This window comes from Myxococcaceae bacterium JPH2 (assembly GCA_016458225.1).
Lineage (GTDB): Bacteria > Myxococcota > Myxococcia > Myxococcales > Myxococcaceae > Citreicoccus.
In genome coordinates this window covers 194,402-208,254 of the sequence record JAEMGR010000001.1, presented here as the reverse complement: position 1 = coordinate 208,254, position 13,853 = coordinate 194,402, and the positions used below count along the sequence as shown (strand labels likewise).

Annotated in this window: 14 protein-coding genes and 1 other RNA gene; 7 read left to right on the top strand and 8 right to left on the bottom strand. The window is 69.6% G+C overall.

The genetic code is table 11. The features are described from left to right. Nucleotides 1-118: 118 nt before the first annotated feature. The 4 genes from JGU66_00935 to JGU66_00920 form a co-directional block, all read right to left on the bottom strand. Nucleotides 119-1,591 carry a DUF2167 domain-containing protein gene (locus JGU66_00935; protein MBJ6759305.1) on the bottom strand — a complete coding sequence of 491 codons (1,473 nt, stop codon included), beginning with the start codon at nucleotides 1,589-1,591 and terminating at the stop codon, nucleotides 119-121. Nucleotides 1,592-1,689: 98 nt separating this feature from the next. Continuing rightward, nucleotides 1,690-2,081, bottom strand: an RNA gene (gene rnpB / locus JGU66_00930) — RNase P RNA component class A. A 91-nt stretch (nucleotides 2,082-2,172) separates the two neighbouring features. Continuing rightward, a complete protein-coding gene (locus tag JGU66_00925; protein ID MBJ6759304.1) occupies nucleotides 2,173-2,796 on the bottom strand; it encodes a ribonuclease HI family protein in 624 nt (207 codons plus the stop codon). Between the two features lie 23 nt (nucleotides 2,797-2,819). After that, the gene (locus JGU66_00920) at nucleotides 2,820-3,554 is read right to left on the bottom strand and encodes a hypothetical protein (protein MBJ6759303.1); all 735 of its coding nucleotides are present in this window, start codon (nucleotides 3,552-3,554) and stop codon (nucleotides 2,820-2,822) included. A gap of 161 nt (nucleotides 3,555-3,715) precedes the next feature. Between JGU66_00920 and JGU66_00915 the strand changes: the two genes are divergently transcribed. Together JGU66_00915 and JGU66_00910 are read left to right on the top strand one after the other, a co-directional pair. Continuing rightward, nucleotides 3,716-4,495, top strand: coding sequence for a hypothetical protein (locus JGU66_00915; protein MBJ6759302.1), 780 nt, complete (start codon nucleotides 3,716-3,718; stop codon nucleotides 4,493-4,495). Between the two features lie 150 nt (nucleotides 4,496-4,645). Further along, on the top strand, nucleotides 4,646-4,807 hold the full coding sequence (locus JGU66_00910) for a hypothetical protein (protein ID MBJ6759301.1): 162 nt from the start codon (nucleotides 4,646-4,648) through the stop codon (nucleotides 4,805-4,807). A gap of 90 nt (nucleotides 4,808-4,897) precedes the next feature. On the opposite strand, the gene JGU66_00905 is transcribed toward JGU66_00910, so the two are convergent. After that, nucleotides 4,898-5,188: a TIGR02300 family protein gene (locus tag JGU66_00905; GenBank protein ID MBJ6759300.1), complete on the bottom strand. Its 291-nt coding sequence runs from the start codon at nucleotides 5,186-5,188 to the stop codon at nucleotides 4,898-4,900. A 139-nt stretch (nucleotides 5,189-5,327) separates the two neighbouring features. Here JGU66_00905 and JGU66_00900 point away from each other — a divergent pair, with 139 nt between their 5' ends. Next, nucleotides 5,328-6,968 carry a zinc-ribbon domain-containing protein gene (locus JGU66_00900; protein MBJ6759299.1) on the top strand — a complete coding sequence of 547 codons (1,641 nt, stop codon included), beginning with the start codon at nucleotides 5,328-5,330 and terminating at the stop codon, nucleotides 6,966-6,968. A gap of 163 nt (nucleotides 6,969-7,131) precedes the next feature. On the opposite strand, the gene JGU66_00895 is transcribed toward JGU66_00900, so the two are convergent. From JGU66_00895 to JGU66_00885, 3 genes are read right to left on the bottom strand one after another with little or no spacing between them, the layout of a single operon-like run. Next, the gene (locus tag JGU66_00895; GenBank protein MBJ6759298.1) at nucleotides 7,132-7,374 is read right to left on the bottom strand and encodes a DUF3006 domain-containing protein; all 243 of its coding nucleotides are present in this window, start codon (nucleotides 7,372-7,374) and stop codon (nucleotides 7,132-7,134) included. Between the two features lie 17 nt (nucleotides 7,375-7,391). Then, on the bottom strand, nucleotides 7,392-8,693 hold the full coding sequence (locus JGU66_00890) for an MBL fold metallo-hydrolase (protein ID MBJ6759297.1): 1,302 nt from the start codon (nucleotides 8,691-8,693) through the stop codon (nucleotides 7,392-7,394). Beyond that, the gene (locus JGU66_00885) at nucleotides 8,690-9,997 is read right to left on the bottom strand and encodes an MBL fold metallo-hydrolase (protein ID MBJ6759296.1); all 1,308 of its coding nucleotides are present in this window, start codon (nucleotides 9,995-9,997) and stop codon (nucleotides 8,690-8,692) included. Before JGU66_00885 ends, JGU66_00890 begins: the two co-directional genes overlap by 4 nt. Nucleotides 9,998-10,041: 44 nt before the next feature. Between JGU66_00885 and deoC the strand changes: the two genes are divergently transcribed. The 4 genes from deoC (at nucleotide 10,042) to JGU66_00865 (ending at nucleotide 13,849) form a co-directional block, all read left to right on the top strand. Next, the gene (gene deoC, locus JGU66_00880) at nucleotides 10,042-10,935 is read left to right on the top strand and encodes a deoxyribose-phosphate aldolase (GenBank protein ID MBJ6759295.1); all 894 of its coding nucleotides are present in this window, start codon (nucleotides 10,042-10,044) and stop codon (nucleotides 10,933-10,935) included. Between the two features lie 11 nt (nucleotides 10,936-10,946). Then, the gene (locus tag JGU66_00875) at nucleotides 10,947-11,339 is read left to right on the top strand and encodes a TraR/DksA C4-type zinc finger protein (protein MBJ6759294.1); all 393 of its coding nucleotides are present in this window, start codon (nucleotides 10,947-10,949) and stop codon (nucleotides 11,337-11,339) included. A gap of 55 nt (nucleotides 11,340-11,394) precedes the next feature. Next, nucleotides 11,395-13,122 (top strand): phospho-sugar mutase, encoded by a 1,728-nt coding sequence (locus JGU66_00870; GenBank protein ID MBJ6759293.1) that lies wholly within the window; start codon nucleotides 11,395-11,397, stop codon nucleotides 13,120-13,122. Between the two features lie 67 nt (nucleotides 13,123-13,189). Next, on the top strand, nucleotides 13,190-13,849 hold the full coding sequence (locus JGU66_00865; GenBank protein ID MBJ6759292.1) for a hypothetical protein: 660 nt from the start codon (nucleotides 13,190-13,192) through the stop codon (nucleotides 13,847-13,849). The last annotated feature ends 4 nt before the right edge of the window (nucleotides 13,850-13,853 follow it).

The following is a 13,853-nucleotide window of genomic DNA, read 5'->3' as shown; positions in this document are numbered from 1 at the left end:
GACGGGGTGGGTGGGCTCGTGGGATGAACCGAAGCGCGAGTCCGAGGCGCCGTGCCCGTCATGCTTCATGTCGAGTCAGGCTGCGTGTGCGAAGGACTCGCGTCGTTTTCCCCAGAGGTCACAGATTCTTCTGCAGGAGGGTGTTGAGGTCTCCCTGCACCGCTTCGCCGTCCTGGGCCACGTAGTCCTTGTATCGCGCGCCCTTCTTGAACTGGATGCCATTCAGAAGGTTGAGAAGCGCTGCGTGCACCGCCTTCACCTCGTCGGGCTTCCCGGTGTTGTAGAGCGCTACGAACCCATTGCGGCCCAGAACCCAGCCTTGGTCGATGACCGCCGGAGTGCCCGTCTGCGTGGTGTCCGCGGCCAGGGTGAGCTGGTGTTTGCCGCGATGGTAGGACGGCCGGGTATGCCATCCGGTGATCATCAGCTCAGGCCTTTGGTACCTCTCCTTGACGGTGGCGAGGATCTGGATTGCATCCAGCGGGCGCTCGTCTCGGAAATAGCCCACGTTTTTATAGGTGAGGATGAGTGCCGCCTGCTTGTCACTGGGCATGATGAGCCCTAGCCAGTAGGGCTCCCAGCCCAATGCGCAGCGCGTCTTCAAGAGGTCCTTGGAGCGCTCCTCCCCCAGGAAGAAAAAGCCCGCGGGGACATCGAACGTGAACTTCTCGAACTCCACCTTCATGGGCCCGGCGATGGCCAATGCGCGCATCGTGTTCATGCACGTGGGTTGTTCGGACGGTGCGCTCGGTCGGGCCGCGGTCGTCGTCTGACCGGACGAAGCCTGGGGGCCCGGCTGTGAGCGGGGCTGCGCGGTCGGAGGACTCGCGTCGTCTCCCAGCCGTTGGAGCAGGTCTTCCGCATAGGTATTGAGGTCTTTTCGCGAGGCGCCGTCGGCATGGGCGTCGTAATCCTCGTAGCGCGCCCCTGGCTTGAACTGGATGCCGTCCAAGACCTTGAGCAGCGCGGGGTGCATCGCCGTCACGACCTCAGGCTTTCCGAAGTGGGTCACGGACACGAACCCCCAGCGGCCCAGCACATACGCCTCCTCATGGAGAGCGGGAGCGCCCCCCGTGAGGGTATCCAACGCCCACGTGGCGCGGTGCTTGGCGCGGTCGTAGGTTGGCGGGGTGTGCCAGTCGAGGGTCTGCATCGCCGTCCCCGGGTCCAACCGCTTGCGAGAGGCGAGGAGGAGCCTTTCGTCGAGCGGGTTCTCCTGCAGGTGGCCCACACCGAAGTGGCCGAGGAGAAGCTCGCCCTGCGCCGTGCCGGTGGGCAGGACGAGTCCCATCGAGCCTTCGAGCAGGGGATTTCCGCACTGGCGCTTCGAGAGTTCCTTGGCGTGTTCTGCCCTGAGGAAGAGGAGTCCTGGGGGAACATCGAGTGTGAGCGCCTCGAACTCCACCTTCACGGGCCCGGGCTCCGCCAACGCGCGCATGATGTCTCGGCACGTCTGGGGCTTTGCTGCCGCACTCTTTTGTTTCGCAGCGGCCGCTGGAGGAGACGAACCGGTGGACTGGGGACTCGCGGCCCAGGTCAGGTTGGGAAGCGACAGGCACAGGAGCAGCAGGACGGTGGGACGGACGTTCATGCGCGCACTCAAACGCCAGACGCGCGTGCACATACCGCTGCGTGCACGCCGCGCCGAACGCGAGCGGCTGCGCTGAAGTGGCTGTGACAGGGAAGAAGCGCCAGAGCGGCCCTGTAAGCCGAGTTTTGTCCCCACCCCTTTCGGAATGGGCGATGAACATTCATCTAGGGCCCTGGTTGCCCAGGGGCCTCATCAGCGAGCAACCCGAGCGCTTGGGACGGGCCATCCTTGTCCCCTTTCGGGGACGCGCTCCTATTGGCTCTTGCTCCAGGTGGGGTTTACCGTGCCGTCCGAGTCACCCCGGACGCGGTGCGCTCTTACCGCACCGTTTCACCCTTACCCGCCCCTTGCGGAACGGGCGGTCTGTTTTCTGTGGCACTGTCCTGCGAGTCGCCTCGACTGGCCGTTAGCCAGCACCCTGCCCTCTGGAGCTCGGACTTTCCTCCCGCCACCCATGACTGCAATGGCCGGCGTTCATCCGGGCCGCTCTGGCGCTCCAGGGGATACAACAGCGGTGCCGTTCGGGTCCACTCCGCTCAAGACTGCGCCGCGCGCGGTGAACACGCCTGCGGCCCTTCGCGCTACATGCGCTCGTCGATGGCGCGGTTGCTCATCTCGTCTGCCTCGGCGTTCTGCGCGCGGGGGACATGGGTGAGCTTCACGGCGGAGAAGCCCGCGAGCAGCCGCCGGGCCTCATCGAACAGCGGCTTCAGTGTGGGGCTCTTCACCTGATAGCGGCCCCCGAGCTGCCGGATGAGCAGCTCGCTGTCCGCGAAGACCTCCACCTCGGAGGCGCCCAGCCCCCGGGCGTGCTGGAGGCCCAGGAGGAGCGCCGTGTACTCGGCGAAGTTGTTCGTCTGGACGCCGAGGAAGCGCCCGAGCCGCGCCACCACCCGGCCTTCGACGTCTTTCACCACGGCGCCCGCGCCAGCAGGTCCCGGATTGCCGCGCGCCGCACCGTCGGAATAGACGCGCAGCCGGGGAACCGGGCCCGTGGTTCGCGAGGTCTCCACCGTTGGGGGAATCGGGGCAGGGGACGAGGGCTCGGGAGCGGACGAGGCGCCAGGACCGAGCCGGTCGGCGGCCTCCTCCAGCAACTGGCCCAGGTGCTCCCGGGTGAGGCCCCGGAAGGCCCGGACCGTGCTCGTCAGCGGCTCCTCACGCGCGATGAAGCGGAGGAGGTCGACGAGGGAGGGCCGGGCCATGGGACGAAACAGGACGACCGCGACTACTCGTCAGCGGCCGGCTGCTTCTCCTGGAGCGCCTCGATTGCGTAGATGATGCGGTTGCACGAGGGACACACGTCCGTGCCCAGCGTGGTGCGCAGCATGTTGTAGAGCTGGGGCGGCACGTTCATGTTGCAGCCCTGGCAAGTGCCCGCCGCCACGCCGACGATGGCGGGGAGCTTCTTCTTGCGGATGACCTCGTAGCGGCGCAGCAGCGTGGCGTCCACCGCGGCGGCCACCTCCGAGCGACGGCCCTCCAGCGACTTCACCTGGCCCTCGGCCTCGCCCAGCTTGCCGCGCAGCTCCGTCATGCGCCCCGAGAGGCTCTGCTGACGGGTCGCGAAGTCCGACTCCTTGGACTTGATGGCCTCGCGCGCCGCGGCCAGCTCCTTCACCTTGTCCGTCAGCTCCTCGGACTGGGTGAGGATGCCCTTCTTCGCGATGTCGATCTCCCTCGCGAGCGCCGAGTACTCACGCGTCGAGCGCTGATCGGACAGGCGACCTTCCCACTTCTTCACCTTGTCCTTCTCGTCCGCGATGTTCTGCTCGAGCAGGGCCTTCTGCCGCTCGAGGTCGGTCACGCGCGCGCGCTCCGCCTCGATGGCACTCCGCGCCACCCCCAGGTCCCGCTCCAGCTCGGAGATCTGACGGGGATGCACGTCCGCAGCCTTCCGGAGCGAGGCGACCTCCAGGTCTACCTTCTGCAGCTCCGCCAGGGCCTTCAGTTTCTCCCGCAAGTTTGCTGCCTCCCACACGGCCGCACCGACGCGCGGCGCGGCTCTTGTACCAACAAGGATGATGGGGGTCCAACGCCCAAATGGGCCAGTCGTCATCCCACGCTGCCCGTGCGGCCATCCGGCGTTTGAATCCGCTTCACGCACCCGTTAGACCGGGGCACGTGTTCCGGCCCTCCTTCCTTCGCGCCTGCCTCCTGCTCGCCCTGGCCTCCGCCTGTCGCGAGTCTCCTCCTCCCGCCGCGCCCCCCTCCTCGGGCGCCCCGCCTCCCGCCGCCCGTCCGGTGGCTCCCGTGGCGGAGTGGGGGACCCTGGAGGGCAGCGTGCGCCTGTCCGGCCCTCCGCCCGCCCCCGTCCTGCGCGATACCAGCGCCACCGCCGCTGGCGTCTGTGGAGAGCAGTCCGAGGACCGCTCTGTCGTGGTGGGGCAGGGCGGCACGCTTGCCTATGCTGTGGTGTCGCTGAAGGACGGCGCTGCCTTCGCCGCACCTCCCGAGCCCACTCCCGAGCCGGTGCTGGACCAGCGCAAGTGCTCCTACGAGCCACCCGCCCTGGCGGCCCGGGCGGGGAGTTCCCTGGCCCTACGGAATTCGGACCCGCTGGTCCACAACGTGCGCGCCGCGTCCGCGGCCAATCGTTCAGTCTTCAACGTGGCCATGCCGCTGGAGGGGATGACCCTGCACCGGCCGCTGCCCACCGAGCCGGGCACCGTCGCCATCCGCTGCGACGTCCATCCCTGGATGCACGCCGTCGTGCGCACCTTCGACCATCCCTACTTCACGACCTCGGGCGTGGACGGGCGCTTCCGCCTCAAGGTCCCCGCCGGGAAGCACACCCTCGTCTTCTGGCACGAGCGGCTGCCGGAGACTTCGCGCACCGTGGACGTCCACCCGGGAGAGACCGTCACGGTGGACCAGGCGTGGGGCGCCGCTGACCTGCGCTGACCCCGACACCCCCAACTCCAGGGCGAGACGTGGAAGGAATCGGCCGCTCCGCGTCTAACGCTCTGTGAACCGCGGCGGGCGGTTTCGGTTTCCGTCTTAATGGCAAAATTGTTATGAGGGTGCTTGCACCACACAAGAGGGGGGCACGTCATGCACCAGCCAAAGAAGCGAGTGATGCCACCGGAGCCACGCCCCGCGGCGCCCTCGGGCCGGGCGGCCCGGCCCGTGGGGATGCAGGAGATGGGGCCTGGCCTCTATGAGCAGATTCGCCGCGCCCTGACGGAGCTGTCGCCGGCGTCGTCGAACCCGTAGGCAGCGTTCGCGGGGCGCTGCAGAACGACGAAGAGGCCCCGGGCCTGCTGGCCACGGAGCCTCCCCGTGCATGACACCCACTGCTGCTGGCTAGATTTCGTCTTCCTCGGCCTCGCCGGCGCCAGCCTCCTCGTCGTCGAAGCTCTCGAGGTCCTCTTCCTCCTCCTCGGAGGCCGCGGGCTCCTCGGGCTCGACGGGCTCGATGACCTTGGGCGCGGCAGACAGCCGGCTGCGGCGTCCTTCGGGCGCGGGCTTCAGGGCAGGGCTTTCACGCTGGTCGGCGCCGCACTTGGGGCACACCGGATCCGGCTTCTTCATGTCGTAGAACTTCGTGCTGCACTTGAAGCAGACGAACTTCGTCCCGAGGTCCTTCGCCGACATTCGCCACCTTCTAAAAGGCTAGAGAAGACAGGGAGGCGGCTGAATAGTTGGGCCGACGGGCAGAGTCAACGGTGGGTTTGCGCGGGCGATTTCTGGCGGTAGCATCCGGGCCCGTTTCCCCGCGAGTCGGACACCCCCCTTGAACTTCACCTGCGACAATTGCCAGAAGCGGTACTCCATTGCGGACGAAAAAGTCCGCGGCAAGACGGTCAAGGTCCGCTGCAAGAATTGTCAGAGCGTCATCACGGTGCAGGGCCCCGCCGAGGAAGAGAGCACCCGCGTGGTGTCTCTGGCCGACGTGGAGCGCATCCGCGCGCAGGAGCGCTCGCTGAGTGAGACGGCGAGTGCCTCGGCTCCCGCTCCCGCTCCGGTTCCTGCCGCTGCTCCCGTCGCGAGAGCACCTGTCACCGCGCCCCAGACGCCCTGGGATGATGAGCCGACGCGCGCGGCTCCCGTGCGCCAGGCCGCGGGAGCGCCCTGGTTCGTCATGGTGCGCAACAAGCAGGAAGGTCCTCTGGATGAGGCCGCCCTGGCGGATTGGGTGTCGTCGGGCAGCATCAGCGCGCGCAGCTTCTTCTGGCGCCAGGGCATGCCGGACTGGAAGCGCGGTTCGGACATCCCGGAGCTGGCTGCGTTCTTCGCGCCGCCCCCCGAGCCCGTGGCGCCGCCCCCTCCCGTGGCGGCTCCTCCTCCTCCGCCTGCTCCCATGCGGGCCGCGCCCCGTCGTGAGCCGGAGCCCCAGGCGTTCATGCCCGAGCCCGAGTCCGAGCCGCCCGCGAACGAAGAGGACGAGCCCGAGCGGACGTTCTTCTCCGAGCCCGCGGCGAAGCCGGCGCCCGCCTCGTCTGGACGGCGTGGTCAGGCCGCGCGCGCGGAGGCTCCCGCCGCGAGTGCCGCGCCGCTCAACGAGCTGTTCTCCGACCTGGACCTGCCGGGCAACCGGGGCGAGGGCGAGGATGACGGAGCGCCCGAGTCCGACGAGCAGGGCGCGCCGCTGGGGGCAGACCCCGACGACGAGTCCGCGCCGGTGGAGGACACGCGCTACTTCATGAAGAAGTCGGGCGTCACGCGCCGCAATCCGGCGTGGAAGATCGCGCTCTTCGTGGTGCTCATCATCGTGGTGCCCGTGGGCATCCTGTACGCGCTGTCCGCCACCAAGGTGGTGCCGCTCACGGTCAAGCGAGTGGACGCCGAGGGCCGCACGGTGGAGCAGCCCGTGTTCTCCGTGGAGGGCGTGGGCGCGCTGCGCGACAAGCTGCTGGGCCGCACGCCGCCTCCTCCCCCGTCGCGCCCGGTTGAGTCGGAGAAGCGACCGGCGGCGGCGCCGAAGCCGGCGGAGGCGGGCGCGCAGGGCAGCACTGCTCCGGCGAATGGGAAGGCCCAGGCGGAGCTTGCGGCTGCCTACGCCGATACGCAGAAGGCGGAGGTGGGCCCGGAGGTCCGCAAGGACGCGGAGGTCGCGGCCAAGGACAGTGCCTCCGCGGGCGGTCCCGCTCCTGAAGAAGTGCAGCGCGTGGTGGCCCAGACGCAGCCCGGCTTCCGCAACTGCATCGAGCAGGAGCTGCGCAAGAACCCGAAGTTCCGCGGTGGCAAGGTCACGCTGACCGCCACCGTGGGGGCCTCGGGCACGGTGAAGGCCGCCTCGTTTGATCGGGCGGACATCAACGGGTCGGGAGTCGGGGAGTGCCTGAAGGACCGCGCGAAGCGCATGGTCTTCTCGAGCTTCTCGGGCGACGACGTGGACCTCCAGGTTCCGCTCGTCCTCTCCGGCACGATGTAGCCGAACGCTGGGCTTCACGGTGCTCCTCGCGGGAGCACCTGTGGCCCGGCGTGTCTACGTCACGGGTCGTAGTCGCTCAGGCGCGGTAGAAGACTGACCTCTCCGCGCGCGTTGGGCATCGCTGCGCCTACCTGCGTGCTGAGCAGAGCCCGGCGTGCTCACGTCACAGGTCGAAGTCGCCCGAGGGCGGTGGGGGCTTGCCTCGCTGTGCTCGCTCGCGCGCCTCGCGCACCTCTTCGCGCAATGCCGCCGTGGCCTTCGTGTCCACCGTGAGGGTCTTCAAGTCGATGACGTCGCCCTCGCGTGCGCCAGCCGGCAGTTCGCGCATGGGGCGCGTCACTTCGCGGCCATCCACCACGAGCACGGCGATGTCGCCCTCGATGCGGTCCAACGTGGCCTTCGACATGGGGCTCCGAGTGGGACTCATGGGTTGCAGTCCCGCGCCGGCCGGAGCTTCCGGGCGGCTTCCTCGCGCGTGGCGAAGTGGATGAGGTTGCGCGGGAGGATCTTCTTCGCGGCGGGGCACGAGGGCACGTGGAAGGACTCGCGGATGCGGCTCGCCACGTAGCCCTGGGTGGGCATGGGTTGAGGTGTCTCTGGCGCGGGCGGTTTCCGCGTGGCGGGCAAGTCGTCCACGTGGGTGATGCCCGGACCCTGGCGAGGTGTTTCCGTCGCGGGCTTCGTCTCGGGGGTCTTCGCGACAGCGGGCGCTGCGGTGGGGGGCAGCAGGTCCGCGCCGGAGAAGGTGTAGCGCGTATCGATGGGCACTCCGGCGGGCAGTCGCTGCGGCGTGAGCACGAACTGCCGACCATCGCTCACCGCCTGCACCTCGCCCGCGAGGTCCGTGCGGAAGAGGCGCGCGCTGCTCGTGCCGAGGCGCTCGAGAGTCGCACGCGCGGGCATGCCAGGACCGCCGCCCGCGCCCACCGAGACGATGGCCGCTTGAGGACGCACCGCCGCGAGGAATGCGGCCGTGGAGGCGTCCGAGATTCCGTGCGCACCCACCTTGAGCAGTGTGGAACGAGAGAGTGCTCCACGCGCGACGAGATGCGCTTCGGTCTGGGCTCGCGCATCGCCCATGAACAGCACGGACGTGTCTCCGTAGGTGAGCCTCAAGACGATGGAGTTGGACTCCAGCGCGACCGCACCATCGCCCGGCAGCAGTGCTTCCGTCGGCGCGCGCGGCCAGAGCACCGTCAGCTCCACGCCCGCGCCCACCGGCAACTTCAGGGGTGCGTTGGGTGTGGATGACGAAGGCGCGGGGGAGAAGACCTGCACGCCGCGCGAGCCCACGCGTCCGAGCAGGGCGTCGTAGTCCTCGGGGGCGCCTGGGAGCTGTGGCTCCAAGAGCCGACGCGCGCCCACTCGGCGCAGCAGCGGATCCAACGCGCCGCGATGGTCCGCGTGCGGATGCGTGAGGATGACGAGGTCCAGCTCGCGCCGCAGCAGCTCGGGCAGCCGGTTCACCAGGTGCCCGGCGGCGGAGGCGGGGCCCGCATCCACCAGCACCGAGTTCCCCTCGGGCGACACGATGAGCGCCGCGTCACCCTGGCCCACGTCGAAGAAGTAGACGTGCAGCTTCCCGTCGGGAGGCGGCCCGAAATAGCGCGAGGGCGTGGCGGGCTCGCTCGCCTCGGGTGGCGGCGCGGGGGCAGGCGGAGGTTGCTTGCAGGCCTGGGAGGCAACGAGCAGCAGGCCCAGCAGGAGAGGCAGTCGCGGGCTCATGGGTGGCAGTCCTCCGCCGGACGGCGCTCGCGGGCGGCGGCCTCGCGGCTGGGGTAGACGGTGCGCTCATTGTGCGAGCGCTTCAAGGTCGGGCAGTCCTCACGGTGGAACACCTTGCTGCCCTTCAGCGATACGTAGTGCTGTCCCTCCGCACTCACGGGCGCGCGCTCCACGGGAGGTGGGGCGGGGCGGCTCGGGCTCGAGGGCTCACGGCTCCCGGGCTCTTTCTCTCGCTCCTTCGAACCGCCTGAGCGTCGATGCACGCTGGGCTCGATGGGACCGAGCGCCACCGGTCCTGGGCCCTGTTCTCCCTGCACGACCCCGGGCGCTGTGATGCCTCGGGCCGAGCGCAGGGTGACGGAGGTTCCATCACTCACCGCGACGACCTCGCCGTCCTGGTCGGTGCGGAAGGTGCGGACGCCGGCGGTGTCCAGCCGTTCGAGGACCTCCGGGCTGGGGTGGCCATAGTCGTTGCCCTTGCCGCAGGAGATGACCGCGACGCGCGGCTTCACCCGGCGCAGGAAGGCGGCGGTCGTGGAGTGGCGGCCTCCATGGTGGGCCACCTTCAGCACGGTGGCCGTCAGGTCGAGCGGCTTCTGGAGCAGGACCTCCTCGGTGTCCGGCTCCGAGTCTCCTGTCAGCAGGAAGGACGTGGATCCGAACGTGAGCTTCGTCACGATGGAGTTGGAGTTGGGATCCGAGCGCGTGTCGTCGAGGAACGACTCCTGCGGCACGCGCGGCCACAGCACCGTCAAGGCCACGCCCTCGCCCAGTCCGATGGTGAGCAGCGACTGGGGTGAGCGCGGGTTGGGCTGGGGCGTCATCACCTGGCCCACCTCCTTGCCCACGAAGTTCAGCAGGTCGCGGTAGGCCTCGCTCGGGTGATTGAAGCCAGGGTCCATGAAGCGCCGCGCGCCCACTGCTCGAATCGCCGCGGTGAGTCCACCCAGATGATCCAGATGCGGGTGCGTGAGGATGACGAGATCCAACGGGCCCTTCACCAGTTCGCGCAGCCGCGCCGCCAGCCGAGGCGCCGCTTCCGGAGGGCCACCATCGACGAGCACCGTCTTGCCCTCGGGGGAGACGATGAGCAGCGCGTCGCCCTGGCCCACGTCCAGGAAGTACACCGAGAGCTGCCGGCCCGCACTGCTCGATGGCACGGCGGGTGCGGCGGCAGGCCCTCCGAGTGGAGCGAGCAGAAGGAAGAAGAATCCAAGGAGCCGCGCGAAGAACGTCACGAATCGCACTCTACCGCTCCGCTCCCACCCTCGGCACCTGGGTGCGACCTGTTCAGCAGCACCCATCCGAGCGCTTCCCGAGGGCAGCGAAGTGGGCTAAGGGGCGCGACATGTCCGACTCCGAGGACTTCTTCAAAGCCGTTGAGGAGCTTGCTGACCACGCCCGCCGCCGCATGCTCGCCTGGGCTGAGGCCCGGGGAGCGGTGCCGCCCGGCGCGACCGCCGAGGCCGAGACGACCGCCGAGGACTCGACCGTGGAAGTGCTCGTGGAGCCCGCGCGGCGTGAGCCCGGCGTGAAGACCGCCACCGCGCGCGTTCCTCCTGACGCCATTCGCGGCGCGGCCGACCTGGCGCCCTACATCGACCACACGCTGCTCAAGCCCGATGCGCGCACCGAGGACGTGGTCCGCGTGGCGGAGGAGGCGCGCCAGTACAGCTTCGCCACCGTGTGCGTGAACAGCGTGCATGTGGCCACGGCGGCGCGCGTGCTGGCCGGCGCGCATGCCGTGCCCATCGCCGTGGTGGGCTTCCCGCTGGGCGCGTCGCTGCCCGCAGCCAAGGCCTTCGAGGCGCGCGAGTCCATCCGCGCGGGCGCGCGGGAAATCGACATGGTGATCAACGTGGGCGCGCTCAAGGCCCGGGATTACCGCCTGGTGCACCAGGACATCGCCGCGGTCGTGGAGGCGAGCCACCCGCTGCCCGTGAAGGTCATCCTGGAGACGGGGCTGCTGACGGACGAGGAGAAGGTCGTCGCGTGCGCGCTGTCCAAGGCGGCCGGCGCGGCCTTCGTGAAGACGTCCACGGGTTTTGGCCCTGGCGGCGCGACGGTGAAGGACATCGAGCTGATGCGCCAGACCGTGGGCGATGACGTGGGCGTGAAGGCCTCCGGTGGGGTGCGCTCCGCCGAGGACGCGCTGAAGATGATCCGCGCGGGCGCCAACCGCATTGGTGCGTCGTCATCCGTTGCCATCGTCACCGGGCAGATCTCCACCGCGCAGTACTGACCGCCACGACCGTGACGCCGAAACAGCGAGAGGCCTACCTGCAGCAGCTTCTGGCGCTCCACGCGGAGCTGACGGGCAAGGCCCCCCAGCGCATCGAGCCCAATCGCACGGACGATGCGCGCGTGGGCGGCGATGAGGACGAGCAGCCGCTCAACGAGATGATGCAGGCCATCGCCTCCAGTCGGAATCGCAACACGGATGGCGTGTTGGCCCGCGTGGTGAAGGCCCTGGGCAAGCTGCGCGAGGACCCGGACTCCTTTGGTGAGTGCGAGGAGTGCGGCGACGACATCCCCACCGGCCGCCTTCAGGCGATGCCCTACGCGGAGTTCTGCGTGGCATGTCAGGGCGGGAAGGATGGGCCCAAGGCCCGGGCCACCCGGCGCAAGCTCACCGACTACACCTGAACCGCGACGGGACCGAGCCCGCCGCACCCCACCCGGCGACACGAGGCGACAACACATGGACACCACCGGACTGAGAGAGCGGGCGGAGGCGTGGCGTCAGGCGGATCCGGATCCCGAGACCGCGGCGGAGCTGGCGCAGGTTCTCGCGGGCGGTGACCTGGCGGACCTCGCGGACCGCTTCGCGGGCGACCTGGAGTTCGGCACCGCGGGGCTGCGCGGGGTGCTCGGCGCGGGTCCGAACCGGATGAACCGTGCCGTGGTGCGCCGCACCACCGCGGGACTGGCGCGCTATCTCAAGGCCCATGTGCCCGACGTGACGACGCGGGGCGTGGTGGTGGGCCGCGACGCGCGGCGCCTGAGCCAGGAGCTGGCCGAGGACACCGCCGCGGTCCTCGCCGCCGAGGGCATCCCCGCGCTCTTCTTCCCCGAGCCGGTGCCCACCCCTGTCACGGCCTTCGCCGTGCTGCACCTGGGCGCCGCCGCGGCGGTGATGGTGACCGCCAGCCACAACCCCCCCGAGTACAACGGCTACAAGGTCTACTGGGGCAACGGCGCGCAGATCATCCCCCCGCACGACAAGGGCATCGCCGCCGCCATCGCTCGCGTGGAGCCGGCCAATCAGGTGCCGCTGCGCCCCGCCGCCGAGGCTCGGGCGAAGGGCCTGTGGCGCGACCTGCCGGCCTCGGTGGGCGAGGCGTACTTGAGCGCCATCCAGGGACTGCGCCTGCACGGGCGCGGCTCCGCGTCGCTGTCCATCGTGTACACCGCGATGCACGGCGTGGGCGGCGTGTGGGCCGAGCGGGCCCTGCGGGATGCGGGCTTCGCGCGCGTCACCCCGGTGGCCGAGCAGCACGTGCCCGACGGGCGCTTCCCCACGGTGCGCTTCCCCAATCCCGAGGAGCCGGGCGCGATGGACCTGTCGCTCGCCACCGCGGAGCGCGTGAAGGCGGACCTGGTGCTCGCCAATGATCCGGACGCGGACCGGCTCGCGGTGATGGCGCGGGAGAATCACGGCGCGCTGCGCATGCTCACCGGCAACGAGGTGGGCGTGCTGCTCGGGCACTACGTCCTCACGCAGGGGACCAAGCGCGCGCGTCCGCACGTGGTGACGACCATCGTGTCGTCCACGCAGCTGGGCGAGCTGGCGCGCGCGCTGGACGCCGCCTACGACGAGGTGCTCACCGGCTTCAAGTGGATCGCCAACCGCGCGCTGGAGCGCGAGCGCGCCGAGGGCACGCAGTTCGTCTTCGGCTACGAAGAGGCGCTCGGCTACACCGTGGGCACCGTGACGCGCGACAAGGACGGCGTGGGCGCGGCGCTGGTGTTCGCGGACCTGGCGGCGTGGTGCGAGTCGCGTGGCACCACGGTGCTCGGTTACCTGGAAGAGATCCAGCGGCGCTTCGGTCTGCACGTGGGCGCGCAGCGCAACGTGACGCTGCCGGGCGCCTCGGGGGCCCAGGCCATCCGCGGCATCATGGAGGGCTTCCGTGCGTCGCCGCCCGCGCGCATCGGAGGCGAGGCCGTGCGCGCCGTGCGCGACTACCAGCGCGGTGACGGCGGACTGCCCCCGTCCAACGTGCTGGCGTATGAGTTGGAAGGCGGCGCGCGCGTCACGCTGCGGCCCTCCGGCACCGAGCCGAAGATCAAATACTACTTCGAGCGCAAGGAAGCGCTGTCACCCAGCGAGTCCCTGGCCACGGCCCGCGAGCGCGCCGAGGCCAAGCTGGCCACGTTCATCGACGCGTTTCTGGTGCTGGCGCGTGAGCGAGGCCAGCCGGCCTGAGTCCTGAATCGCAACTCTCTCCCACTGGCCGTGGCCCCCCGCTCGGCCCTTCGCAGAAAGGCACTGTGTGAAGCGTCTCGTCCCAGGTTTTCTCCTCGCCTGCCTGCTGTCCCTCCCCGGCACGGCGCTCGCCCAGCGTGGCCAGGGCTGGTCCATCCTCGGCGCCGATGCGCTGGGGACGGGCAACACCGTCTTCTCGGGTCAGGTGGGCTGGCCCGGCCTCACGCTGGGCTTGCTGCACGGTGGCTCGTCCAACGTGGATGTCGGCGGCAAGTTCACCTTCAACTGGGGCCGTGAGGGCGCGGTCGACTTCGTGGACCCCGGCGTCAAGCTCCAGCTCTGGCTGCGCATCATGCTGGCGAAGACCAACAAGGTCTCGCTCGCGCTCACGTTCCAGCCCGGGCCCATCATCTACTTCGAGGACTTCTACCGGCGCTATCACGGGGGCGCGGACTTCGGCATGGCGCTCCCTGTCAGCCTGACGGCGGGCTTCCCGGTGGGCAGCGCGCTGATGCTGAACGCGGGCATCGACATCCCGTTCCACGTCTACTTCGGCGAGGACATCGGGGCGGTGGTGCCCATCCTGTTCGGCGGCGGCGTGGAGTACTTCCTCAGCAGCCAGATGAACGTGAACTTCAGCCTGAAGATGGGGCCGTCCGTCTACACGCGGCTCGATGACAGCTTCTTCACCATGGAGGCGCTGGCGGGCATCGCCTACCGCTTCTAAGTCT

What these genes read in the sequence shown, in the direction of transcription:
- JGU66_00925 (MBJ6759304.1), bottom strand. Translation starts at nt 2,796, where the DNA reads ATGGCCCGGCCCTCCCTCGTCGACCTCCTCCGCTTCATCGCGCGTGAG.
- JGU66_00890 (MBJ6759297.1), bottom strand. Translation starts at nt 8,693, where the DNA reads ATGAGCCCGCGACTGCCTCTCCTGCTGGGCCTGCTGCTCGTTGCCTCC.
- JGU66_00935 (MBJ6759305.1), bottom strand. Translation starts at nt 1,591, where the DNA reads ATGAACGTCCGTCCCACCGTCCTGCTGCTCCTGTGCCTGTCGCTTCCC.
- JGU66_00910 (MBJ6759301.1), top strand. Translation starts at nt 4,646, where the DNA reads ATGCACCAGCCAAAGAAGCGAGTGATGCCACCGGAGCCACGCCCCGCG.
- JGU66_00885 (MBJ6759296.1), bottom strand. Translation starts at nt 9,997, where the DNA reads ATGGGTGCTGCTGAACAGGTCGCACCCAGGTGCCGAGGGTGGGAGCGG.
- JGU66_00895 (MBJ6759298.1), bottom strand. Translation starts at nt 7,374, where the DNA reads ATGTCGAAGGCCACGTTGGACCGCATCGAGGGCGACATCGCCGTGCTC.
- deoC (MBJ6759295.1), top strand. Translation starts at nt 10,042, where the DNA reads ATGTCCGACTCCGAGGACTTCTTCAAAGCCGTTGAGGAGCTTGCTGAC.
- JGU66_00905 (MBJ6759300.1), bottom strand. Translation starts at nt 5,188, where the DNA reads ATGTCGGCGAAGGACCTCGGGACGAAGTTCGTCTGCTTCAAGTGCAGC.
- JGU66_00870 (MBJ6759293.1), top strand. Translation starts at nt 11,395, where the DNA reads ATGGACACCACCGGACTGAGAGAGCGGGCGGAGGCGTGGCGTCAGGCG.